The organism is Rhodococcus sp. F64268 (assembly GCF_023015605.1).
In the GTDB taxonomy this organism is placed as follows: domain Bacteria; phylum Actinomycetota; class Actinomycetes; order Mycobacteriales; family Mycobacteriaceae; genus Rhodococcus.
Window position 1 is genome coordinate 170,593 of the sequence record NZ_JALKAI010000004.1, and the last position, 22,462, is coordinate 193,054.

Consider the following 22,462-nt stretch of genomic DNA (forward strand, 5'->3'; position numbering starts at 1 on the left):
CTACCGCCCCGGCAACCACTTCATCGCAGCGACGAACGGCGCCAGCACCTTCGCCCACACCTTCTTCGGCAACCCCCGCGGACCGTCCAGGTTGAGCACGCGCGTCGTCGCGATCGTCTGCGCCTCGGTGTACTTGAGCAGGCCGTCCGGTCCGTGTCGCCGCCCCACTCCGGAAATACCCATGCCACCCATCGGGGCGTCGGTGCTCCCCCACGCGGGTGCATATCCTTCGTCGACGTTGACGGTGCCCGCGTGGATGCGCGCGGCGATCGCCTCGCCCTCCGCCTTGGTGCGTGCCCACACCGACGCATTGAGGCCGTATTCGGTGTCGTTGGCGCGTCGGATCGCTTCTTCCACGTTGTCCACCGGGTACACGGATACGAGCGGACCGAACGTCTCCTCGGCGTAGCACTCTGCGTCTTCGGGGACGTCGGTCAGGACGGTGGGCTCGTAGAACAGCGGCCCCAGGTCCGGGCGCGCCTTCCCGCCGGCGACGACGGTCGCGCCCTTCGCGACGGCGTCGTCCACGTGCCCCGACACGGTCTTGACCTGGTCCTCGTTGATGAGCGATCCCATCTCGGTGCCGAAGTCGTAGCTCGCACCGAGCGCGACCTTACGCACCCGATCACCGAACATGCGCAGGAACTCGGGCGCGATCGACTTCTCGACGTAGATCCGCTCGATCGAGATGCACAGCTGACCGGAGTTCGAGAAGCACGCGCGCATCGCGGCCTCGGTGACTTCGCGCAGGTTTGCACCTTCGGTGACGATCATCGGGTTCTTGCCGCCGAGTTCGGCGGAGAAACCGATGAGACGTCGTCCCGCCTGCTCGGCGAGGAGACGACCAGTCTGCGAGGAACCCGTGAACATCAGATAGTCGGTGTTCTCGACGAGTGCGGTACCCACCACCGAACCGGGCCCGGGCACGACGGCGAACAGGTCGCGCGGCAGCCCCGCCTCGTAGAGCAGGTCGGCAACCGCAAGTGCACAGTACGGGGTCTGACTGTCCGGCTTGAGCACCACCGCGTTACCCGCGAGCAGCGCGGGGATCGCGTCGGAGACGGCGAGCGTCATCGGGTAGTTCCACGGCGCGATCACCCCGACGACGCCCTTGGGGTGGTGCCGCACCGTGGTCTTCGTCAGGACGGGGAGCATTCCCGTGGCGCTGCGTGGGCGCAGTAGTTTCGCGGCGGTGCGTGCGTAGTAGCGCGCGGTCATTGCGATGTCGAGCACTTCTTCCTGCGCCGATGCCCGCGATTTACCTGTTTCGGCCTGCGCCATGTCCATGAGCGACTCGCGCTTGGAGATCAGCAGGTCGCGATAGCGGTGGAAGATCTCGGCGCGCTCCGCAGCCGGCGTCTTCGCCCACGCGACCTGCGCCTTCCGCGCGCGGTCTATCGCGACTTTCGCGTCGTCGGCGGTGCCGACGGGCACGGTCGCGATCTCACGGCCGGTGAAGGCCTCGACGACGGGTCGCGTGGGTCGCGAGGAGCTGTCCTCGATCGCGATGAGGTCGGCGAGCCTCGTGAAGGTCGCAGCGTTTGGAGCAGGCATGTCGCACCCCTACCAGTCAGTAGAAATCGGAGTTACACCAAACTACCGCAGCGTTACCGAGATGCCTTCTTGTGTCGTCGTCATGTCTTCGAATTCCCCTGTCAGGCGATCAGGTCGAGGCCGGCACGCACGACACTGTCCGTGTCGATCCCGTGATACTTGTACACATCCTCGAGCGAACCGACCTGCCCGAAACTGCTCACACCCAACGCGGCACCACGAACACTGTTGATACCCGCCAGGAACGCCAAGGTGTGCGGATGCCCGTCGAGAACGGTCACCATCGGCGCCGCCCGATCAGCGGAGAACACCTGATCGAGGATCCACGACGGACCATCGGCGAGTCCGCGACGGGCCTGCACCGCCTCGAACAACTGTCCGGGACTGGTCACACACACCACCTCGGCTGCGATACCCTGATCGACCAACCTATCTGCCGCAGCGAGGGTTTCGGTAATCACCGCACCCATACCGACCAGCGTCACCGCCGGATCCTCAGCGCGCCGAAGGGTATAGGCACCGGCGACCACCTGCCGACGACGACGTTCCCGGGCAGCGGGATCCGTCGGCACATTCGCCAGAGTCTGATCCACCGGGCGGGTCGACAGCCGCAGATACGACGACGAACCGTCGGGCCGGCCGAGCCGGGAGATGCTGTCGAGCAGCGTCCACTCGACATCGATCGCGAACGCCGGTTCGTAACTGATGCACCCGGGCTGCTCCAACCCGATCGATGGGGTCTTGATCGACTGGTGCGCACCACCTTCCGCGGCAAGGCTGACACCGGACGGGGTACCGACCAGAATCGACTGGCCGCCCGCATAGATCCCGTACGACCACGGCTCGAGCGCACGTTCGACGAACGGGTCGTACATCACCCCGATCGGGAACAACGGCTGGCCCCATCGGCTCCAGGTGGCACCGAGCTCACCCATCAACCCGACCAGGTTGGTTTCGGCGATGCCGAGCTCCATGTGCTGCCCGGTGGGCTTTTCCCGCCAGTGCATGATCGTCTCGGCGTCGTCGTCGAACCAGTTGCGGCGTTCGTTCGGCGACCACACGCCGACCTTGTTCAACCAGCCCGCCAGGTTGGTGGTGGACGAGACGTCGGGGCTGACGGTAACGACGCGTTTGGCCGCAGCCGGTGCTTCACGGCTCAGATCCAGCAGGGCCCGTCCCAGCGCGGCCTGGGTGGTGGATGTCCCGGACGGGGTGCGTCCGATGTCGGACGGGACTGCCGGTGGAGTGCCGAGTTCGACCTTGTCCCGGGTCAGACGGTCGGCGGTGGCCCGGCAGAGACGTTCGGCTGCGCTGTCGGTGGCGAACCGGGCCCACGGGTCGGAGGTGTCCATGCCGAGCCCTGCCGCGAGTTGGGCGTACTGCTCGACGGTCAGCAGCGACGAGTGGTTCTGCGGGTGGCCTTCGGTAGGCAAGCCGCGGCCCTTGACGGTGTAGGCGATGATCACCGTGGGGCGGGTGTCGTCGATCTGCGCATACGCCGCGCGCAGCGCGTCGAGATCGTGTCCGCCGAGGTTGCGGATCGCTTTCAGCAGGGTGACGTCGTCCAGTTCGGCGATCAGCGACGCAACCGCCGCGGCATCGGGGCCGTCGCCGGGCAGTCGTGTGCGCACCTCGTCGGCGTTGCAGCGCAGCATCCGCTGGTACTCGGGATTCGGCATGTCCAGGATCCGGCTGCGCAGCGCTGCACCGCCGGGACGGGTGAACAGTGATTCCAGCAGAGTCCCGAACTTCACGGTGATCACCTGCCAGCCGGCGGCCGCAAACATGGCTTCGAGCCGCCCTGCAGCGATGTTCGGCACCACCCTGTCCAGGGACTGCCGGTTCAGATCGACGATCCACACGATTTCGCCGAGTTCAGCGACCGAATGGTCCAGGACCGCTTCCCACACTGCGCCTTCGTCGAGTTCGGCGTCACCGACGAGGGAGTACTGCCTGCCGGTCCCGGCGCCACCGATCGCGGTGTCGACGTAGCGGCGGGCAATGGCGCCCCAGATCGGTGCGGTCGCGCCGATGCCGACCGACCCGGTCGAATAGTCCACCGGGTCAGGGTCTTTCGACCGGGACGGGTAGGACTGCAATCCACCGAACTCGCGGAGGGTCGTCAGATACTTCTCGTCCAACTCGCCGAGCAGGTAGTTGATGCCGTGCAGGACCGGAGAGGCGTGCGGTTTGACCGACACCCGATCTCCCGGCCGCAACTGCTCGAACCACAGCGACGTCATGATCGACACCATCGACGCGCACGACGCCTGATGACCACCGACCTTGAGCCCGGTGAGATTCGGCCGAATACGGTTGGCGTGGTGGATCATCGAGGTCGAGAGCCACAACACCCGCTGTTCGATCTCGGCCAGTGGGTCCGAGCTGTCACCGGACACCTGTGCGTGCAGATCAGCGGGCGAGGTACTCATGGGTCACTTCCTGATGTAGCCGAGTGGACTGGTCCTTGGAAGGGCAGCAGAATCTATGTGCAGATCTCTCACCAGGGTCGAGCACAGGCATACACTTCCGCAAGAGCAACCGCAGAATTTCAGCATTCTGCACACCACCGCGACTTCGCCCACATCGGAGGTAAACAGAATGCCCACCAAATCCACTGTAGATTCGATCGACGCCAAGATTCTCGCCGCACTGGGTGAGGAGCCCCGTGCCACCGTGATCGCCCTCGCCGATAGAACCGGTCTGTCCCGCAACACAGTGCAGGCCCGGCTCGGCAAGCTCGAAACGCAGGGTGTACTGCATTCATTCGAACGCCGAATCGATCCCGGCGCCCTCGGATACCCGCTGACGGCCTTCATCCTCACCAGCGTCACGCAGCGCAAACTGTCGCAGATCGCACAGGCGCTCGACGGAGTGCCGGAGATCATCGAGGTCCACGGACTCAGCGGCGTCACCGACCTCCTCATCCACGTCGTCGCCCACGACACCGACGACCTCTACCGCATCGCCGGCCGCATCCTCGACATCGACGGCGTCGAGCAAACCACCACCTCGCTCGTCATGCGAAAGCTGATCGATTTCCGTTTGACACCGCTGCTGACCCCACTCATCGACCGACCATGAATGCACCGCTGAATGGAGCACTCCGGTGGGTAACCGGCGGCTACTCCCCCGAGTAGAAAGCGATGGTGCGGTCGGCCCGTGCGCGTGCCGCCTCCGGGTCGGTTCCCGCGGCGACGTCGGCTTCGTACCAGCCGTTTCCCGATTCCCGGACATAGCAGAGTCCTTCGGGTGAGAGCGACCATTTCTCGAACTCGGAAGGATCAACCGCATCGCCCGTATCGATGTGCAAGCCGAGACCGAGAAGTGCCTGGTCCCATCCGATGCCGACGGCGCCCGGACCGTACGTCTCCCAGTGGTCACCTTCGGGATGCGCGATGTGCGCGAGTTCGAAGCGGGCATGGCCGCCGGGTTCGGGGATCACCGCCACTTCGATCCAGCTCATGCCGCCACCGAACTCCCAGGTCGCGGAGAACGACTTCGGCGGGTTACAGGTGAGGATCTCGCCTCCGGCGTTGCCTTCGAGCTGGTATCGGCCGCCGACACGCAGTTCCCCGCTGACCGGCAGGAACCAGCGCGGGATCCGCTCGGGGTTGGTGCAGGCATCCCAGAGGTCGTCGACAGGAGTGCCCGTGACTGAATTCTTCCCCCACTTGCACGAGGTTCCGTTGCCTCACGACCCACGGGAACCCGCACAGACGGGGGAAAGTTGTCTCCCTATGTTGCCCGGAAAAGCGTGCCCGGAGAAGCGCTGCTCAGGACCGGGCGGACTCCTAGACTGGGGCAATGACCACAATGCGCGCGTCCGAGGAAAAAGTCGATCACGCCAAGATCGAGAAGCGGGCGCCGTCCGTTGCTCGGCTGTTCATCGACCGCGTCGCCGCAACCCCGAACGAAGAAGCCTTCCGCTACCCCGACGGCAAGGGCGGGTGGACGAGCTCCACGTGGGAAGAGACCGGCGACAAGGCCCGCCTCCTCGCAGCCGGGCTGCTGTCGCTGGGCCTCGGCCTCGAAGACCGCGTCGCGCTGGCGTCGTCGACCCGCTACGAATGGGTGCTGTCCGATCTCGCGGTGATGTGCGCAGGCGGCGCGACCACGACGGTGTATCCCACCACCCACGCACCGGATGTCGCGTTCATCGTCGCGAACTCGGGAAGCCACATCGTCATCGCGGAAGACCACACGCAGGTCGACAAACTCCTTCAGCATCGCAGTGAACTTCCGGATGTCGCCAAGGTCGTCGTGATCGACGGATCGGGCGACGGCGACTGGGTGATCGGATTCGACGAGCTCGCAGAGCTCGGCCGGGCTCGTCTCGCCGAGGATTCGGGTGTGGTGATCGACCGGATTCACAGCATCGAGCCCCACCACCTTGCGACCGTCATCTACACCTCCGGCACCACCGGCAAGCCGAAGGGCGTGCGCCTGCCGCATTCGGCGTGGACGTATGAGGCCGCCGCGGTCGACTCCGTCGGTCTTCTCGGGTCCGGCGATCTGCAGTACCTCTGGCTTCCGCTGTCGCACGTGTTCGGCAAGGTGCTGCTGACGCTGCCGCTGCAGATGGGCTTCCCCACCGCAGTAGACGGGCGGGTCGACAAGATCGTCGAGAATCTCGCCGCCGTGCGCCCCACGTTCATGGGCGCGGCTCCTCGCATCTTCGAGAAAGCCCACGCGCGCGTCGAAGGGATGATGAACGAAGAGGGCGGCATCAAGAAGGTGCTCTTCGACTGGGCCATGGGCGTGGGCACCACCGTGTCGAAGGCGCGCCAGGGCGGTCGTTCACCGGGCCTGCTCGACTCGGCCCAGCACAAGGTTGCCGACAAGCTGGTGCTCTCGACCATCCGGGAACGATTCGGCGGTCGTCTCCGCTTCTTCATCTCCGGCTCGGCGGCACTGAATCCCGACGTCGCCCAGTGGTTCGACGCCGTCGGAATTCCTGTACTCGAGGGCTACGGACTGACGGAGACCTCGGCGGCGTCCTGCGTCAACCGCCCCCAGGCCAACCGGCTCGGCACGGTGGGCTGGCCTCTCCCCGGCACCGAGGTGAAGATCGCCGAAGACGGTGAAGTGCTCATCAAGGGCCCCGGCGTGATGACCGGCTACCACGATCGTCCCGACGCGACCGCGGAAGCGCTCGAGTCCGACGGGTGGTTTCACACGGGCGACATCGGCAGCCTCGACGACGACGGCTACCTGAAGATCACCGATCGCAAGAAGGACATGTTCAAGACGTCGCAGGGCAAGTACGTCGCGCCGTCGGCGATTGCAGCGACCTTCAAGGGCATCTCGCCCTACGCAGCGGAGATCATCGTCCACGGTGAGGGCAAGCCGTACTGCGTCGCGCTGGTGGCGCTCGACGCCGAGGCCGTCACGGAATGGGCGAGCAAGAACGGCCTCGACGGCCGTTCGTTCTCCGAGATCACGCAACACGACAAGACGCGCGAACTGATCTCGAAGGACATCGACACGCTCAATCTGCAGCTCAATCGATGGGAGCAGATCAAGAAGTTCACCATCATCGAGCGCGAGCTCAGCGTCGAAGAGGGCGATCTCACGCCCAGTATGAAGCTGCGCAGGAAAGTGGTGGTCGATACATTCTCGGACAGCCTGACGCGCCTCTACGAGTGACGCTCTATCCTGGGCAATATGAGTAGCGCGCGACCTAATTTGCCTCAGCGGATCGGTTACATGTTCGGTCGCACGCTGCCCACCGAGATGCGCGAGTGGGTGCGTGACGACATCGTCGGGCCGGGGGCAGCCAGGCGGTACCTGCTGCGGTGGAACCTTCCCCTCATCCCGTTCCTGCTGCTGTTCCTGCTCATCCCCGGCCCGGTCTGGATGCCGCTGTCGATGATGCTGCTCCTGCTGCTGCCGTGGATCTACTTCTCCGTCGCACTCATGCCGATCTGGCAGCGTCATCGCCTCCAGCAGCACGGCTTCGACCCCGCGCTGCTCGGCGCGAAGGCCCGCGCCCGCGCGGACCGCGAACGCGCCGACTACGAGCGCCGGTTCGGCCGCTGAACACGACGCGCACAACGGCAACTCCGCGTCTGGCCGCACTCGTCGGCCCCGCCTTCGTCGCGGCCGTCGCCTACGTCGATCCCGGTAACGTCGCCGCCAACCTCACCGCGGGGGCCCGCTACGGCTACCTGCTGCTGTGGGTACTCGTCGTCGCGAACGCGATGGCGATCCTCGTCCAGTATCTGTCTGCCAAACTCGGTGTCGTCACCGGCCGCTCCCTCCCGGAACTACTCGGCGACCGGCTCCGCACCCCGTCGCGTCGCGCATTCTGGATCCAGGCCGAGGTCATGGCAATCGCCACCGACGTCGCCGAAGTCATCGGCGGGGCGATCGCCCTGCACCTGCTGTTCGGGCTCCCGCTGTTCGTCGGCGGCCTGATCACCGGCGCCGTGTCGATGGTCATCCTGTCGGTGCACAACCGTCGAGGTCAGCGAACATTCGAGTACGTCGTGGTGAGCATGCTGGCCATCATCACCATCGGGTTCCTGTGCGGTCTGCTGTTCACCGACGTCTCCCCCATCGATGCCGCCGCCGGGCTCGTGCCCCGATTCGCAGGCACCGACACCGTCCTGCTCGCCGCGTCGATGCTGGGCGCGACCGTGATGCCGCATGCGATCTATCTGCATTCGGCGCTGTCACGCGGACGGCACGGCAAAGTCGAACCAGGACCGAAACTCGACCGCGTCATACGCGCGACCCGATGGGATGTGGCCGGGGGCCTGTTCGTCGCTGGCACCGTCAACATCGGCATGCTGCTCCTCGCAGCGTCCGCCCTGCGCGACACGCCCGGCACCGACACCATCGAGGGCGCACACGCTGCAATCACCGATGCCCTCGGCCCCGCAGTCGCGACGGCGTTCGCGGTGGGGTTGCTCGCGTCGGGACTGGCGTCGACCGCCGTGGGCTCGGCCGCAGGCGCTGAGATCATGGCGGGTCTGCTCCACATCCGGATCCGCCCGTTCATCCGGCGCGTGGTCGTGATGATTCCCGCCCTGATCCTGCTCGCCGTCGGCGTGGATCCGACCTTCGCGCTCGTACTCAGTCAGGTGGTGCTGAGTATGTGCATCCCGTTCGCGGTGATTCCCCTCGTGCGGCTGACCTCCGACGCAACAGTGATGGGCGGGATGCGCAACGCCCCGGCGGTGACCGCAGCCGCGTGGCTCACCGCGGGCCTCATCGTTGCGCTGAACGTCGCACTGGTGTGGCTGACCGCGACCGGCAGCTGATCACGACAGCACTTCGACGAGAGTGGTTTCCGAGTCGCCGGTCATGTAGCGCTCGACGCTGTCCAGGTGACGACGCCAGAATGCCTCCGCCGCACCGGGTTCCCCAGCGCGCAACAATTCGACGAGCTTGTGGTTGGCGCGCAACGCGACGGCCGTCCCCGGACTGTCCCGCTCCGTCCGCGTCGACAGGAACAGCGCGTTGTGCGCGTCCATGATGTCGAGCAGCATGCTCGCGAGCGTCGACATCGTCTGATTGCCGCCGAGTTCCATGATCGTGCGGTTCACATCGCTCGCATATTTGACGAACGCGTGCGGGTCGTCGACCAGGGTGTCGCCGCGCTCGACGACCTCTGCGAGTGCGTCGATGCGGTCGCCCGGGTCTGCGGCGATCAACCCGACAGCCGCGACCTCGAGTTCGGTGCGTGCGCGGTAGACGTCGGCGAGGGGAACACCGCGGTACTGCAGGATCAAGCCCGTGTACCGGGCCGCCGTCGATCCATCGGGCGCCTGGACGCGCGCGCCGCCGCGCGCACCGCGGAGCACGGTGATGATGCCTTCGGATTCGAGGATTCGGAACGCTTCGCGCAGCGTGGGCCGGGACACCCCGAATCGCTCCATCAGAGCGGCCTCGTTGGGCAGCGGTTCACCTGCCTCCAGCTCACCGGTGATGATCTGACGACGCAGACTCGCGGCGATCAACTCACCGGCTTTCGGCACGCGAACAACGGCCGATCGGGCGTCGAGAGGCATGTCACCGTCCTGTATCCGTCATGGTCGAAACCGGCCAGTAAGAATACAAGAATCTACCCATTTGCGGCGAAGTGAGCCCGTGGCCGTCGTCACCATCATCGAGGGGCGCCTGCACAGGGATTATCCTCCCCCCATGAGCGAAGCCATCGAATTCACCGCGACCGCCGACCTCGCCGACGAGATCGGCCCCGACATCCGCAGCTGCGACACCCAGTTCATCCAGTTCGGAGGCCGCGCCGAGTTCGCCGGACCGATCACGACGATCCGCTGCTTCCAGGACAATCTGCTGGTCAAGCAGACGCTGTCCGAGCCGGGCAACGGCGGTGTCCTGGTGGTGGACGGCGACGCGAGCATCCATACCGCCCTCGTGGGCGACATCATCGCCGGACGCGGAGTCGACAACGGCTGGTCCGGCGTGATCATCAACGGTGCCGTCCGCGACTCCGCAATCCTGCGCACCCTCGACATCGGTGTCAAAGCGCTGGGCACCAACCCGCGCAAAAGCACCCAGACCGGGTCGGGCGAGAAGAACGTGCCCGTCGAGATCGGCGGGGTGACGTTCAACCCGGGCGAGATCGTCTACAGCGATCATGACGGCGTGGTCGTCCGCGCGGCAGACTGACCGGTCACGTGTCGCGGGCCACCCGCGCGCTCACTCCACCGATCTCGACGACGTCGCCGGTGTGCAACTGCCTGCCCCTGCGCACCTCGATCTCACCGTTGACCGAGACGAGACCGTCGGCGATCACCTCTTTGGCCTCGGCACCGGAGTCGATCAGGCTCGCCAGTTTCAGGAACTGACCGAGCCTGATCGAGTCGTCACGGATGGGAACTTCGAACGCATCGGCCATGTTCGCCATTGTCACCCATCCCCCTCCACGCACACTGGACGGGTGAGTACCACCGAAGTCGTCTGGTTCCGCCGCGATCTGCGGCTGAGCGATATGCCCACCCTGTCGAGTGCCGCCGATGCCGGCCGAGTGATCGCGCTGTTCGTGCTCGACGACAGGTTCGCGGCAACCGGACCCCGCCACACATTTCTGCTGCGATGTCTGCGCGCTCTCGACGACGACCTCGGCGGGCGGCTGCTGGTCGTCCGCGGCGACCCCGCCACCGTGGTACCGAAGATCGCCCGCGAGTTCGATGCGGGTGCTGTGCACATCAGTGCCGATCACGCGCCGTACGGATCGCGCCGCGACCGAGCGGTCGAGACCGCGCTCGGTGATGTGCCGCTGGTCCGGACCGGCTCGCCGTACGCGGTCTCACCCGGCCGCGTCGTCAAGAACGACGGCACACCGTACCGAGTGTTCACCCCGTTCCGGCGCGCGTGGCTCGACCACGGGTGGCGCTCGCCCGCGACTACCGACGTCTCCACCGTGTCGTGGCTGGACCCGGACGGAATCGACCTGCGCGTCGACATCCCGGACGACGACACCGACATCACGCTGCCCCCGGCCGGTGAACAGGCTGCGCTGCGTCGGTGGCGGGAGTTCCGCGACGACGAGCTCGAAAGATACGACACCGACCGCGACCGGCCCGATCTCGACGGCACGAGCCGGTTGTCCGCCGCCCTCAAATTCGGGTGCCTGCACCCGCGCACCCTGCTCCATGATCTGCGCGGCCGTTCGGACCCCGGCGCCGTGGCCTTCCGCAGCGAACTGTGCTGGCGCGACTTCTACGCCGACGTCCTCCACCACCGCCCCGACACCGCATACCGTAACTACAACCCCCGGTTCGAGAGCATCCGCTACGACACCGGGCCGGACGCCGAGCGTGCCTTCGCCGCGTGGCAGCAGGGCCGCACCGGATTCCCGATCGTCGACGCGGGCATGCGGCAACTACTCGCGGAAGGCTGGATGCACAATCGGCTCCGGATGATCGTCGCGTCATTCCTCACCAAGGATCTGCATTTGCCGTGGTGGTGGGGCGCGAAGCACTTCATGTCGCACCTCGTGGACGGAGATCTCGCATCCAACCAGCACGGATGGCAGTGGACGGCCGGTTGCGGCACCGATGCCGCACCCTATTTCCGCGTCTTCAACCCGACCTCACAGGGCGAGAAGTTCGATCCGAAGGGTGACTACGTGCGCCGCTGGGTACCCGAGTTGGGCGGCATCGCGGGTAAGAGTGTCCATCGGCTGCCGGACGGCCCACCGCCCGGATATCCCGAGCCGATGGTCGATCATGCCCACGAGCGACAGGTGGCGTTGGCACGATACGGAGAGATCTCCGCCCGAGGCTGATCCATCCGCCGAGCGACCGGCTCCGAATGGAACACAGGCGGAACGATCCACGGAGGCACGATGGGAATCGAGTACAGCAGCATCGTCGATGCGTCCCGCGACGACGTGTTCGACTGGCACACGCGGCGCGGCGCGATCCATCGCCTGCTACCGCCGTGGCAGCCGATGAGCGTCGTATCCGAGGCCGAATCCCTCGCGGACGGACGCGCCGTCCTCGGACTGCCCGGGGGCTTGCGGTGGGTCGCGGACCATCAGCGCGACGCCTACGATCCACCGGCTCGCTTCGTCGATGCACTCGGCCGCGACGGGGTGATGTCGCTACCGTCAGGGCTTGTCCGCTCGTGGCGTCACGAACACCGGTTCGAGAAGGTCGACGACAACCGCACCCGTGTGACCGATCGCGTCGACACTCCGATCCCCGAGCGCTTGCTGCTCCAGACGTTCCGGTATCGGCACCGCCAGCTCGCCGACGACCTCGCGAGGCACCGCTGGGCACGCGAGCAGGGAGTGCGGCCCGCGACCGTCGCGGTGTCCGGCACGACCGGGCTCGTCGGCACGGCACTGACCGCGTTCCTGAGCACGGGCGGATACCGAGTGATCCGCCTCGTGCGTCGTCCGGCACAGGGCGACGACGAGCGCCGCTGGGATCCCGAGTCACCCGCCCCCGACCTGTTCGAGGGGGTCGACGCAGTAGTCCATCTGGCCGGCGCGTCGATCGCCGGCCGGTTCACCGATTCGCACAAGGCCGCCATACGCGAGAGCCGCATCGGGCCGACGCGACGGCTCGCCGAACGCGCCGCCGGGACCGCGAACGGACCCGCAACGTTCGTGTGTGCGTCGGCGATCGGACTGTACGGCTACAACCGAGGCGACGAACCACTCGACGAGCACTCCACGGGTGGAGGAGGTTTCCTCACCGATGTGGTGACCGATTGGGAGGCCGCCACCGCACCCGCGGCCGACGCGGGGCTGCGCGTGGTCAATGTGCGTACCGGGGTGGTGCAGACCCCGCGCGGCGGCACGCTGCAGCTGATGCGGCCCCTGTTCGCCGCAGGTCTCGGTGGGCGCCTCGGCAGCGGAAGGCAGTGGTTGTCATGGATCGATCTCGACGACCTGCTCGACGTCTACCATCGCGCGCTCTACGACCCGGCGTTGTCGGGCCCTGTCAATGCTGTTGCGCCGGAACCGGTCCGAAACGAGGAATACACGCGAGTTCTGGCGGATGTATTGCACCGTCCGGCGTTGGTGCCCGTCCCGGGCTTCGGTCCGAAGTTGCTGCTCGGTGAGCAAGGTGCCCGCGAGTTGGCGACCGCCGACCAGTACGTCGTACCCCGGCGCCTGCTCGACGCCGGGCACACATTCCGCCGAGCCTCCCTCGAGGACTGCCTGCGCCACCAGCTCGGCCACCTGCTGGCGGCGTCATGACCGAAACAGGTCGCGCCGAGTCGCCCGGGCAGTCGCTGCGCATCCTCGTGACGGGGGCTACCGGGTACATCGGCGGCCGGCTCGCACCTCGCCTGGTCGCAGCGGGACACCGGGTGCGGGTTCTCGCGCGCAATCCAGACAAACTCCGCGACGTGCCGTGGGCCGGCGATGTGGAGGTGGTGCGCGGCGACCTCGGCGATCCCGAATCGCTCGAGCGGGCATGCCGGGACATCGACGTCGTCTACTATCTGGTGCATTCGATGGGTGGTCGCGGCGAATTCCTCGACGCAGAACGACGCGCTGCCGAACACGTCGCCGCAGCCGCACGCAGCGCAGATGTGGGGAGAATCGTCTATCTCGGTGGCCTGCACCCGAAGTCCGCGGAGTTGTCGACGCACCTGAAGTCGCGAGCACAGGTGGGCCGGATCCTGCTCGAATCCGGGGTACCCACGTTGGTGCTTCAGGCGGGCGTGGTGATCGGTTCGGGTTCGGCGTCATTCGAGATGATCCGGCATCTGAGCAATCGCCTGCCCGTCATGACGACACCCCGATGGGTGAACAACCGGATCCAGCCGATCGCGATCCGGGACGTGCTCCACTATCTGGTTGCCGCAGCGACCGCCCCGCTGCCGAGCAGCCGCGCCTATGACATCGGCGGGCCCGATGTGCTGCGGTACGGCGAGATGATGCAGGTCTACGCAGACGTCGCGGGATTGCACCGTCGCAGGATCCTGGTGCTTCCGGTTCTCACACCGAAACTGGCCGGCCTGTGGATCGGCCTGGTCACTCCGATCCCGCCGTCCCTGGGCCGCACCCTGATCGAATCGCTGGGAAACGATGCGGTGATGGACGATCACGCCGTCGACGAAGTGATCGCGCCGCCGCGCGGCGGGCTCACCGGGTACCGCGACGCCGTCGCATTGGCATTGGGACGTATCGAACGCGGCGAAGTGGAAACCACCTGGGCGAACGCGTCGCCTGTCGGCGCGCCCGCCGACCCGCTACCGTCGGATCCGGAGTGGGCCGGGGAGGTCGTCTACACGGATGAGCGCAGCCTCGACTGCGACACCGACGTGAACGCGGTGTGGGATGTCGTCGAAGGAATCGGCGGCGAGAACGGCTGGTATTCATTCCCGTTGGCGTGGACGATTCGCGGCTGGCTCGACCGCTTCGCGGGCGGAGTGGGACTGAACCGCGGACGGCGGAATCCCCGCACCCTGCACACCGGTGATGCACTCGATTTCTGGCGGGTCGAGCGCATCGACCGCCCGAAGTTGTTGCGGCTGCGAGCGGAAATGCTTGCGCCGGGCGGCGCATGGCTCGAATGGCGGGTCGAACCCCTCGGCACCGACCGCACCCGCCTGTACCAGCGCGCCGTCTTCTTTCCCAAAGGCCTTGCCGGCCGCATGTACTGGTACTCACTTCTTCCGTTCCACGGAATCATCTTCGCCGGCATGCTCGAGAACATTGCCGGAACAGCGCGGAAAGACCGGTGACACGGAAAGGCCGGTGACGCTGTGCGCCACCGGTCTTTCCGCATCGCTCACACAGTACAGAGCGGCTTGATCTCCTGAAGCCCTTCCGTCGTGGGAGAGGTGAGCATCAGGCACGAGTTGTAGCCTTCGCTCTCCACGACTGCACGGATCTCCTGCCAGCCCGCCGCGTCCACCACCGGGGACCGTGACAACACGAAACCGGAAAGCCTGCTCGGGTCACCGACCAGCGCCCACGAATAGTCGTCCGCGAGATGCGCGACGATGTAGTTGCTCGGCCCGTCCAATGAATCCTGTGTCGGCACACCGGGGAACGACACATGAAGCGACGCAGTGTCGTTGACCCGCGCGTTGCCCACGATTCCTCGGCGTTCACCCGTGATCGTGGTGCACGAATTCTCCACGCGGATGTTCTGTTCGTCGATCAGTGAGTAGTTGGCGGTGGTGTCACGCACACAATCGAGGTTGAACGGCGCTGGATTGGCCGCCAATTGGTACCAGCCGCCCAGGTAGCGGCTCACATCGAGTTGCGGAACGGGGTTCAGCGGAGCCGCCTGCGCGGGTGCTGCAACGAATGTCGAGCCCGCTGCGGCGAGGAGCGACGCAGCGAGACCGATGATTGTTTTCCTCATGGGGTCTCCCTTCTGCTTGCCGAGGCAGTACTACTGCGGCATCAGGACGCCGTCGATCAGGTAGACCGTCGCGTTCGCTGTTTCGATGCCACCGCAGATCACGTTGGCGTCGTTGACCGTCCACTCGTCACCGGAGCCTGCGACCTCGACGGCGCCGCCCTGAACGGTGGTCTGCTCGCCGGCGATATCGGCGGGCGCGATCTGACCGGGGACCACATGGTAGGTGAGGACATCGGTCAGCAGCGCCGAATCGGTCTTCAACGTTTCGATGGTCGCGGGATCGACCGCCGCGAAGGCGTCGTCCACCGGCGCGAACACGGTGAATTCGCCGCCGTTGAGAGTGTCGACGAGGTTCACATCCGGGTTGAGCTGCCCGGAGACCGCCGCGGTGAGCGTGGTGAGCATCGGGTTGTTCGATGCCGCAGTGGTCACATTCTCCTGCGCCATGCCTTCGACCGAACCGGGACCCGTCGGCACCTGTTCTGCATAGGCGGCGCATCCGGGCCCGACGAGGCCTGCCGGCATCGCCGCGGCCGACTCGGTCGTCTCCATCGGTGCGGTGGTTTCGGTCATGGTGCTGGTGGTCGTATCCATCGTGGTGTCGGAGCTGTCGTCCGACGTGCAGGCGGAAATGCTCAGTACCGCCGCAGCGCCGATACCGATAAGCGCCAAGCTCTTACGTGTCCGATTCGCCATCGTCTCATTCCCTTCGGTACGCGCGGTCCTCGAACCGCGTCGATGAGGTGTGTCGGAGAGTCATTCGCCGCTGCGGGGCAGGGGGATGGGTGCGATCGGAAGAAAAATTTTCCGGCGCCGGTGACCCATCCGGAATCGCGCCCGCACCGAAGCCCGAGCATGGATTCCACTTCACCTCGGGGACGCGCGCACGTCCTCGTACTGCCCGGTGGCAAACCTTCGAGCCATGCGGGGACACGACCGTGGCATCTGACGAGCGTGCGAATGGCCCTGCTGACCGAGGCGTTACGTTCGAGGCTGACGGGTCACGGCATCACGGTGGGCCAGGTGCAGTACGGAGTGCGCGGCTGGAACGGCGACCGGATGAGCCCGGTGCACGACGCATTGCGTGCACTCGACGCGACACTCGATCGGCGGCCCGACACCCGGATCGGCCTCGTGGGGCATTCGATGGGCGGGCGGGTCGCAGCACATCTCGCCGCACAGAACGGCGTCGAAGCGGTGGTTGCGCTGGCCCCCTGGTGGCCCGACAAAGACGCCGCACTCATCCCTGCGGGACGTCGGCTCCTGGTGGCGCACGGAACCGGAGACCGCTGGACGGATCCCGCTTCGGCCGAATCCCAGACCGCGGCGGCCCTGCTGCGCGGAGTCGACGCAACATGGTGTCCGCTGCCCGGCGCGGGACATTTCATGCTGACCCGGCCCGGCTGGTGGCACTCCGTCACCGCCGACTTCCTCATCGATGCCTTGACACCCGAGACGAGCTCTACCGGAGGAAACCATGACGCGTGAACCGTCCCGTTCCATCGCCGTGGTGGGCAGCGGTGTCGCCGGGCTCAGCGCCGCCCACGTATTGTCCCGGCGCGACCGTGTGACCCTGTTCGAGGCGGACTCACGCCTCGGTGGCCATGCCCACACCCATCACCTCACGCTCGAGGACGGGCAGGAAGTCTCGGTCGACACGGGCTTCATCGTGCACAACGACCGAACCTATCCCACACTGTTACGTCTGTTCGACGAGCTCGGTGTCGCCACTCAGGAGAGTGACATGTCGATGTCGATCCGCTCCGACGCCACCGGTCTCGAATATGCGGGGGCGAAGGGTCTTCCGGGGCTCTTTCCCACGTGGCGGTCGTGCACGAAGCCGAGTTACCTCCGGATGCTGGGTGAGATACTGCGTTTCCACCGTGCCGCGCTGGCCTTGCTCGAAACCGGCGACGACGGGAAGGACGAGCCGCTCGACGCTTTTCTTGCACGGAACCGCTTCTCCCCGTTCTTCATCGATCATTTCATGACGCCTCTCGTCGCAGCGGTGTGGTCGTGCGACCCGGCGCTGGCCACCCGCTATCCCGCTCGCTACCTCTTCCGGTTCCTCGACCACCACGGCATGCTCACCGTCTTCGGTTCCCCCACCTGGCGGACCGTGACCGGCGGCTCGAGCACCTACGTCGACGCACTCGCGCGCCGGCTCGACGAGGTGCTCACCGACACCCCGGTGCGCAGCGTGGAGCGGACGGATGACGGGGTGTGCGTGGTCGTCGGCGACGGAGATGTTCGGTGGTTCGACGCGGCCGTAATCGCCGTGCATCCGTCTGCGGCCCTCGCCATGCTCGCCCGCCCGACTCCGCAGGAGAGCCGGATACTCAGCGCGTTACCGTATTCGACGAATCATGCACAGTTGCACACCGACACGTCGCTGCTGCCCCGTAGCGAGCGCGCCCGCGCGTCGTGGAACTATCTGGCGCCTGCCGACACCGGGCCCGAGGGCGTGATCGTCACCTACGACATGACCAGATTGATGCGGCTCGCCACGGTCACGGATCGGCGATTCCTCGTCACCCTGGGCGGCGCGCATCTTGTCGACCCGCGCAAGGTGATCGCGGAGATGACGTACGAACACCCGCTGTACACGCCCGAATCGACGGCAGCACAGGCATGTCTGCCCGAGATCAGCGACAGCAGAATCGCATTCGCCGGCGCGTACCACGGATGGGGATTCCACGAAGACGGCGCCCGGTCCGGCGTGGAGGCCGCTCGGCAGCTCGGCGTCGAGTGGGGTGCGTCTTCCTTCAGCGGGGCGGAGGTGTCGCCATGACGACAGCGTGGCTCTACCGCACCAGAATCGGACACGTTCGGCGCGCACCGATTCGGAACGGCTTCGAATACCGTAGTTACAGTTGGTTCGTCGACCTCGACGACCTACCGGTACTGCCGTGGTGGTTGCGCCCGTTCGCCCGGTTCGACCCCGCCGATCACTTCGACGGCACCGCTCAGCAAGGAACGCTGCGAAACCGGCTCGACGACTATCTCCTCAGCGAAGGCATCGACCTGCACGGCGGACGCGTCACCGCATTACTCAACGCGCGGGTACTCGGGCACGTCTTCGATCCGTTGACACTGTTCTGGTGCCACGACCCCGGCGGCGCGCTCGTGTGCGTCGTGGCCGAGGTGCACAACACCTACGGGGGTAGGCACTGTTATCTGCTGAGGCCGGATGCCTCGGGGCACGCGGAAGTCGGCAAAGCGTTCTACGTCTCTCCGTTCAATGAGGTCGACGGCCGGTACTTTCTGCGGGTCGCGGAGCCCGGACCGTTTCTCGACGTCGAGGTGTCGCTACACCGCGATGGGCAGCCGCCCTTCACGGCCACGATGCGCGGATCCGGCCGGCCCGCGACCCCCGGGGTGATCGCCCTGGCTCAGCTCACCCATCCGCTTGCACCCCAGATGGTTTCGGCTCGTATCCGAAGGCAGGGCGTCGGGCTGTGGCTGCGGGGACTTCCCCTCGTCCCGCGTCCGGCTGCGCCCTCGGCCCCCAGACATCTACAGGAGATCTCCCGATGAGCACACCCGAACTCGAACTGCCGGCCCCGCGTGTGAGTGTCGACGCGACCAGATGGCCCGAGTTGGCATCCGTCCCCGGAGGACTCCGCACCCGCGTCGCCGCGGTGGTCGCCGACCGATTGTTCCGCAATGCAGCCGCCCACCTCGACGTACGGGTGGAGTACCCCGACGGGACCGTACTCGGAGGCGGCGGTAGGGCGGGCAAGACCGGTGACACCCGTGGCACGGATTCCCGGATTCTTCCCCGGATGATCATCCGTCGTCCGGAGGCGTTCGCCCGGAGGCTCGGCCACGGCGGGCTCATCGGTTTCGGTGAGGCATACATGGCGGGTGATTGGACCGCATCGGACCCGGTCGCGGTGCTCACCCCGTTCGCCGCCGAGATCGGGTCGCTGATCCCGTTGCCGCTCCGGCGTTTGCGCCGGCTCGTCGTCGCGGCGCAACCCACTGGGGAACGGAACACCGAGGAGAACACCCGCTCCAACATCTCCCGCCACTACGACCTGTCGAACGCCTTGTTCGAAACGTTCCTGGACGGGTCCATGACCTATTCGAGCGCGCTGTTCGACGAGCTCCCCGCACGGTGGGATGCGCTCGAGACGTCCCAGCACCGCAAGATCGACCGGCTGCTCGATGCCGCGGACGTGCGAGCTGGAACGCGGCTCCTCGAAATCGGCACCGGCTGGGGTGAACTGAGCGTGCGCGCCGCGAAGCGTGGTGCCACCGTGCGCTCGGTGACGCTGTCGACCGAGCAACAGGCGCTGGCCCGGCGGCGAGTGGCGGAGGCCGGTCTGTCGGACCGCGTACAGATCGACCTCCTCGACTACCGTGCAGTGGACGGCGAATACGACGCGATCGTCTCGGTGGAAATGATCGAGGCGGTGGGATACGACTACTGGCCCACATATTTCCGCAGCCTCGACCGACTCCTACGACCCGGTGGTCTCGTCGCACTACAGGCCATCACGATGCCGCACGACCGGATGGCCGAGACGCGCGACAGCTACACGTGGATCCACAAGTACATCTTCCCGGGTGGGTTGCTGCCGTCGACCGAATCGATCGACGTGATCACGCGCTCGCTGACGTCGCTGCGCACCGTCGATCGTCTGCGATTCGGCGACCACTACGCCGAGACCCTGCGATTGTGGCGGGAACGTTTCACCACGCACACGGACCGTGTCGCGGATCTCGGATTCGATGCCGTGTTCCGGCGAATGTGGGAGTTCTATCTCGCGTATTCGGAGGCCGGGTTCCGCTCGGGCTATCTCGACGTCCAGCAGATCGTGTTCCGGAAGGAGGGCGCGCGATGAACGCCTGGTCGGAGTTCGTGCTCATCACGGTGTCCGCGGTGGTGCTGCTCGCCGCGATCCAGGCGGTCACCTTCGCTATCGGGCACCGCATCGGCCGGTACAACGTGGTGGACGTGTCGTGGGGGCTCGGTTTCGTGGCGGTGGCTGCCGCCGCGGCACTGCTCGGCAGCGGCGACGCCTCGCGACGGCTACTCCTGCTGGCGCTTGTGACGGTGTGGGGGCTGCGGCTGACATGGCACATGTACCGCAAGTCCCTGGGCAAAGGTGAAGACCCCCGTTACACGGACATGCTCGAACGCGCGGGTGACCACTCGATCGCCACGATCATCCGCAAGGTCTTCGTGACCCAGGGCGCGGCGCAATGGTTCGTGTCGTTGCCGATCCAGGTCTCGGCGGTACTCGGACCCACCCGCGGCTTCGGCACGGTGGTGCTCTGGGCCGGTGTCGCCGCGTGGATTGCCGGCGTGCTGTTCGAAGCGATTGGAGACCTCCAGCTCCGCCGGTTCAAGGCCGACCCCGCGAACCGTGGCCGGATCATGGACCGCGGGTTGTGGGCGTGGACTCGGCATCCCAACTATTTCGGTGACGCCACGGTGTGGTGGGGGTTGTGGCTGATCGCGGCGAGTGTGTGGCCCGGCGCTATCACTGCGGCCTCACCCGCGATCATGACGTACTTCCTCGTCTACGCGACAGGTGCGCGGCTGCTCGAGCAGTCGATGTCGAAGCGGCCCGGCTATCCCGAGTACCAGCAGCGAACGTCGTATTTCCTTCCGCTGCCCCCGCGGTCGCGCGTCAACGGGAGATGATCGGCGTGCTCGATGCGTCGCTGCCACTCGTGACCGGGCCACATCCAGGTGGGTGCAGGTTGAGCGGCCCGATTCGTCCGGCTAGTGTTTCGTCCGATGAGCGGACACGGACCATGACCGACGTCGGTGGCGGAACCGACACACTCGAAGCGTTGCTCGATCGAGTCGCGGCGGAGGATTCGGCTGCCTTCGCGCAGTTCTACGACCTGACGCGAGCTCGGGCGTACGGCATGGTGTTGCGGGTACTGCGCGATCCCGGCTACAGCGAAGAAACACTGCAGGAGGTCTACCTGCAGGTGTGGCGGACCGCGACGGGATTCGACCGCACGCAGGGATCGGCGCTGTCGTGGCTGATCACCCTGGCACACCGCAGGGCGGTAGACCGGGTGCGCTCCGAGCAGTCGGGCGCCGAACGAGAGGCCCGCTACGGCGCGTTGTCCACGACCACAGAGTTCGACACTGTCAGCGACGAAGCACTCCGTCGCGACGACACGCGTCAGGTCCTCGATTGTCTGGGCACGCTGACCGATCTGCAGCGCCAGTCGGTCGAGCTCGCCTACTACGGCGGGCTCACCTATCGCGAAGTGTCGGAACGACTGGCCTCGACGCTGCCGACCATCAAATCGAGAATCAGGGACGGCCTGATCCGCTTGAAGAACTGTCTGGGGGTGACCAGCGATGACGAGTAGCCGTCTCGACTTCGACGACCATCTGCTCGACCTCGCCGCTGTGTACGCCCTGGATGCGGTCTCGGACGACGAACGCCGCGAAATCGAACTGCGAGTGGCCGAGGCCGACTCCGACGTCGCCGCAGCATTCCGGCGCGAGGTCCGCGAGGTTCGCGAGACGATGGCACAGGTTTCGCATGCGACAGTCGCCGAGCCACCGGCCCATGTACGTCACCGCCTGCTCGAAGCCATCGGCACTGCTGAATCCATCGGCACCGCTCCCGGTTCCTCTGCGCCCGATTCCCCCATCGACCTGTCGGCACGCCGGAACCGGCGACGCTATTTCCTGCTGGCGGCAGCGGCCGCGGTGGTGATCGCCATCGCCGGTATCGGCGTGGCAACCCAGCTCGGCCAGGACACTCCCCCCACCTCGGCGCAGGTCCTCGCCGCCGAGGACGTGCGCACCACCTCGGGTTCGATCGAAGGGGGCGGCACGGCAACGGTCGTGTATTCGAAGGACGTCGACGCCGGTGTGCTGGTGATGAACAACGTCGCGCCGCCGACCGACGGCACCGTCTACCAGATGTGGCTGATCGGGCCGGACGGCGCGACTGCCGCAGGCACCATGACACCCGCCGACGTCGCACCGTCGACCACGGCTGTGCTCGAAGGCATCTCGGATGCGACCGCATTGGGATTCAGTGTGGAGCCGGAAGGCGGGTCGGCCCAGCCGACAAGCATTTTCGCTGAGTTGCCGCTCGGTTGATCGCCCG

General features: G+C 66.4%; 21 protein-coding genes and 1 pseudogene. 15 read left to right on the plus strand and 7 right to left on the minus strand.

What is annotated here, in order from left to right; genetic code table 11:
• Both MWU77_RS11180 and MWU77_RS11185 read right to left on the minus strand, forming a co-directional pair.
• Positions 1 to 1,554: a succinic semialdehyde dehydrogenase gene (locus MWU77_RS11180; protein WP_169689186.1), complete on the minus strand. Its 1,554-nt coding sequence runs from the start codon at positions 1,552 to 1,554 to the stop codon at positions 1 to 3.
• Positions 1,555 to 1,655: 101 nt separating this feature from the next.
• Positions 1,656 to 3,986: a pyruvate dehydrogenase gene (locus MWU77_RS11185; protein ID WP_247273700.1), complete on the minus strand. Its 2,331-nt coding sequence runs from the start codon at positions 3,984 to 3,986 to the stop codon at positions 1,656 to 1,658.
• A gap of 169 nt (positions 3,987 to 4,155) precedes the next feature.
• Here MWU77_RS11185 and MWU77_RS11190 point away from each other — a divergent pair, with 169 nt between their 5' ends.
• Positions 4,156 to 4,638, plus strand: a complete 483-nt coding sequence (locus tag MWU77_RS11190; protein ID WP_247273701.1) for an Lrp/AsnC family transcriptional regulator — start codon at positions 4,156 to 4,158, stop codon at positions 4,636 to 4,638.
• Positions 4,639 to 4,678: 40 nt separating this feature from the next.
• Here the strand turns inward: MWU77_RS11190 and MWU77_RS11195 are convergent.
• Positions 4,679 to 5,191 (minus strand): annotated as a pseudogene (locus MWU77_RS11195) (SRPBCC domain-containing protein); the annotation flags it as partial.
• 170 nt (positions 5,192 to 5,361) lie between these two features.
• Here MWU77_RS11195 and MWU77_RS11200 point away from each other — a divergent pair.
• Genes MWU77_RS11200 through MWU77_RS11210 form a run of 3 tightly spaced genes read left to right on the plus strand, consistent with a single transcriptional unit; the run spans position 5,362 to position 8,822 of the window.
• Positions 5,362 to 7,203, plus strand: a complete 1,842-nt coding sequence (locus MWU77_RS11200) for a long-chain fatty acid--CoA ligase (RefSeq protein ID WP_247273702.1) — start codon at positions 5,362 to 5,364, stop codon at positions 7,201 to 7,203.
• An 18-nt stretch (positions 7,204 to 7,221) separates the two neighbouring features.
• Positions 7,222 to 7,596, plus strand: coding sequence for a DUF5313 family protein (locus MWU77_RS11205; protein WP_169689182.1), 375 nt, complete (start codon positions 7,222 to 7,224; stop codon positions 7,594 to 7,596).
• Entirely contained in the window at positions 7,593 to 8,822 is a 1,230-nt protein-coding gene (locus tag MWU77_RS11210; protein WP_247274102.1) for an Nramp family divalent metal transporter, read from the plus strand. Before MWU77_RS11205 ends, MWU77_RS11210 begins: the two co-directional genes overlap by 4 nt.
• Here the strand turns inward: MWU77_RS11210 and MWU77_RS11215 are convergent, their stop codons facing one another.
• On the minus strand, positions 8,823 to 9,572 hold the full coding sequence (locus tag MWU77_RS11215; RefSeq protein ID WP_169689181.1) for a FadR/GntR family transcriptional regulator: 750 nt from the start codon (positions 9,570 to 9,572) through the stop codon (positions 8,823 to 8,825). It abuts the gene before it with no gap.
• Between the two features lie 133 nt (positions 9,573 to 9,705).
• Here MWU77_RS11215 and rraA point away from each other — a divergent pair, with 133 nt between their 5' ends.
• Positions 9,706 to 10,194: a ribonuclease E activity regulator RraA gene (rraA, locus tag MWU77_RS11220; RefSeq protein WP_169689180.1), complete on the plus strand. Its 489-nt coding sequence runs from the start codon at positions 9,706 to 9,708 to the stop codon at positions 10,192 to 10,194.
• Between the two features lie 4 nt (positions 10,195 to 10,198).
• Here rraA and MWU77_RS11225 read toward each other — a convergent pair whose 3' ends face one another.
• Positions 10,199 to 10,432: an RNA-binding S4 domain-containing protein gene (locus MWU77_RS11225; protein ID WP_169689351.1), complete on the minus strand. Its 234-nt coding sequence runs from the start codon at positions 10,430 to 10,432 to the stop codon at positions 10,199 to 10,201.
• An 84-nt stretch (positions 10,433 to 10,516) separates the two neighbouring features.
• Between MWU77_RS11225 and MWU77_RS11230 the strand changes: the two genes are divergently transcribed.
• From MWU77_RS11230 to MWU77_RS11240, 3 genes are read left to right on the plus strand one after another with little or no spacing between them, the layout of a single operon-like run.
• A complete protein-coding gene (locus tag MWU77_RS11230; protein WP_281499347.1) occupies positions 10,517 to 11,815 on the plus strand; it encodes a deoxyribodipyrimidine photo-lyase in 1,299 nt (432 codons plus the stop codon).
• Between the two features lie 60 nt (positions 11,816 to 11,875).
• Positions 11,876 to 13,240 (plus strand): TIGR01777 family oxidoreductase, encoded by a 1,365-nt coding sequence (locus tag MWU77_RS11235; RefSeq protein WP_247273704.1) that lies wholly within the window; start codon positions 11,876 to 11,878, stop codon positions 13,238 to 13,240.
• Positions 13,237 to 14,736 (plus strand): SDR family oxidoreductase, encoded by a 1,500-nt coding sequence (locus MWU77_RS11240; protein ID WP_247273705.1) that lies wholly within the window; start codon positions 13,237 to 13,239, stop codon positions 14,734 to 14,736. The genes MWU77_RS11235 and MWU77_RS11240 overlap by 4 nt, the downstream gene beginning before the upstream one ends.
• A 47-nt stretch (positions 14,737 to 14,783) precedes the next feature.
• Here the strand turns inward: MWU77_RS11240 and MWU77_RS11245 are convergent, their stop codons facing one another.
• A complete protein-coding gene (locus MWU77_RS11245; RefSeq protein ID WP_247273706.1) occupies positions 14,784 to 15,365 on the minus strand; it encodes a lipocalin family protein in 582 nt (193 codons plus the stop codon).
• A gap of 30 nt (positions 15,366 to 15,395) precedes the next feature.
• A complete protein-coding gene (locus MWU77_RS11250) occupies positions 15,396 to 16,061 on the minus strand; it encodes a fasciclin domain-containing protein (protein WP_169689175.1) in 666 nt (221 codons plus the stop codon).
• A 159-nt stretch (positions 16,062 to 16,220) separates the two neighbouring features.
• Between MWU77_RS11250 and MWU77_RS11255 the strand changes: the two genes are divergently transcribed.
• The 7 genes from MWU77_RS11255 (at position 16,221) to MWU77_RS11285 (ending at position 22,455) form a co-directional block, all read left to right on the plus strand.
• Positions 16,221 to 16,853, plus strand: coding sequence for an alpha/beta hydrolase (locus MWU77_RS11255; RefSeq protein WP_247273707.1), 633 nt, complete (start codon positions 16,221 to 16,223; stop codon positions 16,851 to 16,853).
• Positions 16,843 to 18,156 (plus strand): NAD(P)/FAD-dependent oxidoreductase, encoded by a 1,314-nt coding sequence (locus MWU77_RS11260; RefSeq protein ID WP_169689173.1) that lies wholly within the window; start codon positions 16,843 to 16,845, stop codon positions 18,154 to 18,156. Before MWU77_RS11255 ends, MWU77_RS11260 begins: the two co-directional genes overlap by 11 nt.
• Positions 18,153 to 18,902, plus strand: a complete 750-nt coding sequence (locus tag MWU77_RS11265; RefSeq protein WP_169689172.1) for a DUF1365 domain-containing protein — start codon at positions 18,153 to 18,155, stop codon at positions 18,900 to 18,902. The genes MWU77_RS11260 and MWU77_RS11265 overlap by 4 nt, the downstream gene beginning before the upstream one ends.
• A complete protein-coding gene (locus tag MWU77_RS11270; RefSeq protein WP_169689171.1) occupies positions 18,899 to 20,215 on the plus strand; it encodes a class I SAM-dependent methyltransferase in 1,317 nt (438 codons plus the stop codon). Before MWU77_RS11265 ends, MWU77_RS11270 begins: the two co-directional genes overlap by 4 nt.
• Positions 20,212 to 21,021 (plus strand): DUF1295 domain-containing protein, encoded by an 810-nt coding sequence (locus MWU77_RS11275; protein ID WP_247273708.1) that lies wholly within the window; start codon positions 20,212 to 20,214, stop codon positions 21,019 to 21,021. The genes MWU77_RS11270 and MWU77_RS11275 overlap by 4 nt, the downstream gene beginning before the upstream one ends.
• A 113-nt stretch (positions 21,022 to 21,134) precedes the next feature.
• On the plus strand, positions 21,135 to 21,710 hold the full coding sequence (locus tag MWU77_RS11280; protein ID WP_169689169.1) for a sigma-70 family RNA polymerase sigma factor: 576 nt from the start codon (positions 21,135 to 21,137) through the stop codon (positions 21,708 to 21,710).
• Positions 21,700 to 22,455, plus strand: coding sequence for an anti-sigma factor domain-containing protein (locus MWU77_RS11285; protein ID WP_247273709.1), 756 nt, complete (start codon positions 21,700 to 21,702; stop codon positions 22,453 to 22,455). The genes MWU77_RS11280 and MWU77_RS11285 overlap by 11 nt, the downstream gene beginning before the upstream one ends.
• Positions 22,456 to 22,462: the final 7 nt, after the last annotated feature.

Coding starts and splice junctions, on each gene's coding strand:
- MWU77_RS11180 (WP_169689186.1), bottom strand. CDS start 1,554: ATGCCTGCTCCAAACGCTGCGACCTTCACGAGGCTCGCCGACCTCATC.
- MWU77_RS11185 (WP_247273700.1), bottom strand. CDS start 3,986: ATGAGTACCTCGCCCGCTGATCTGCACGCACAGGTGTCCGGTGACAGC.
- MWU77_RS11190 (WP_247273701.1), top strand. CDS start 4,156: ATGCCCACCAAATCCACTGTAGATTCGATCGACGCCAAGATTCTCGCC.
- MWU77_RS11200 (WP_247273702.1), top strand. CDS start 5,362: ATGACCACAATGCGCGCGTCCGAGGAAAAAGTCGATCACGCCAAGATC.
- MWU77_RS11205 (WP_169689182.1), top strand. CDS start 7,222: ATGAGTAGCGCGCGACCTAATTTGCCTCAGCGGATCGGTTACATGTTC.
- MWU77_RS11215 (WP_169689181.1), bottom strand. CDS start 9,572: ATGCCTCTCGACGCCCGATCGGCCGTTGTTCGCGTGCCGAAAGCCGGT.
- rraA (WP_169689180.1), top strand. CDS start 9,706: ATGAGCGAAGCCATCGAATTCACCGCGACCGCCGACCTCGCCGACGAG.
- MWU77_RS11225 (WP_169689351.1), bottom strand. CDS start 10,432: ATGGCGAACATGGCCGATGCGTTCGAAGTTCCCATCCGTGACGACTCG.
- MWU77_RS11230 (WP_281499347.1), top strand. CDS start 10,517: ATGCCCACCCTGTCGAGTGCCGCCGATGCCGGCCGAGTGATCGCGCTG.
- MWU77_RS11235 (WP_247273704.1), top strand. CDS start 11,876: ATGGGAATCGAGTACAGCAGCATCGTCGATGCGTCCCGCGACGACGTG.
- MWU77_RS11240 (WP_247273705.1), top strand. CDS start 13,237: ATGACCGAAACAGGTCGCGCCGAGTCGCCCGGGCAGTCGCTGCGCATC.
- MWU77_RS11245 (WP_247273706.1), bottom strand. CDS start 15,365: ATGAGGAAAACAATCATCGGTCTCGCTGCGTCGCTCCTCGCCGCAGCG.
- MWU77_RS11250 (WP_169689175.1), bottom strand. CDS start 16,061: ATGGCGAATCGGACACGTAAGAGCTTGGCGCTTATCGGTATCGGCGCT.
- MWU77_RS11255 (WP_247273707.1), top strand. CDS start 16,221: ATGGATTCCACTTCACCTCGGGGACGCGCGCACGTCCTCGTACTGCCC.
- MWU77_RS11260 (WP_169689173.1), top strand. CDS start 16,843: ATGACGCGTGAACCGTCCCGTTCCATCGCCGTGGTGGGCAGCGGTGTC.
- MWU77_RS11265 (WP_169689172.1), top strand. CDS start 18,153: ATGACGACAGCGTGGCTCTACCGCACCAGAATCGGACACGTTCGGCGC.
- MWU77_RS11270 (WP_169689171.1), top strand. CDS start 18,899: ATGAGCACACCCGAACTCGAACTGCCGGCCCCGCGTGTGAGTGTCGAC.
- MWU77_RS11275 (WP_247273708.1), top strand. CDS start 20,212: ATGAACGCCTGGTCGGAGTTCGTGCTCATCACGGTGTCCGCGGTGGTG.
- MWU77_RS11280 (WP_169689169.1), top strand. CDS start 21,135: ATGACCGACGTCGGTGGCGGAACCGACACACTCGAAGCGTTGCTCGAT.
- MWU77_RS11285 (WP_247273709.1), top strand. CDS start 21,700: ATGACGAGTAGCCGTCTCGACTTCGACGACCATCTGCTCGACCTCGCC.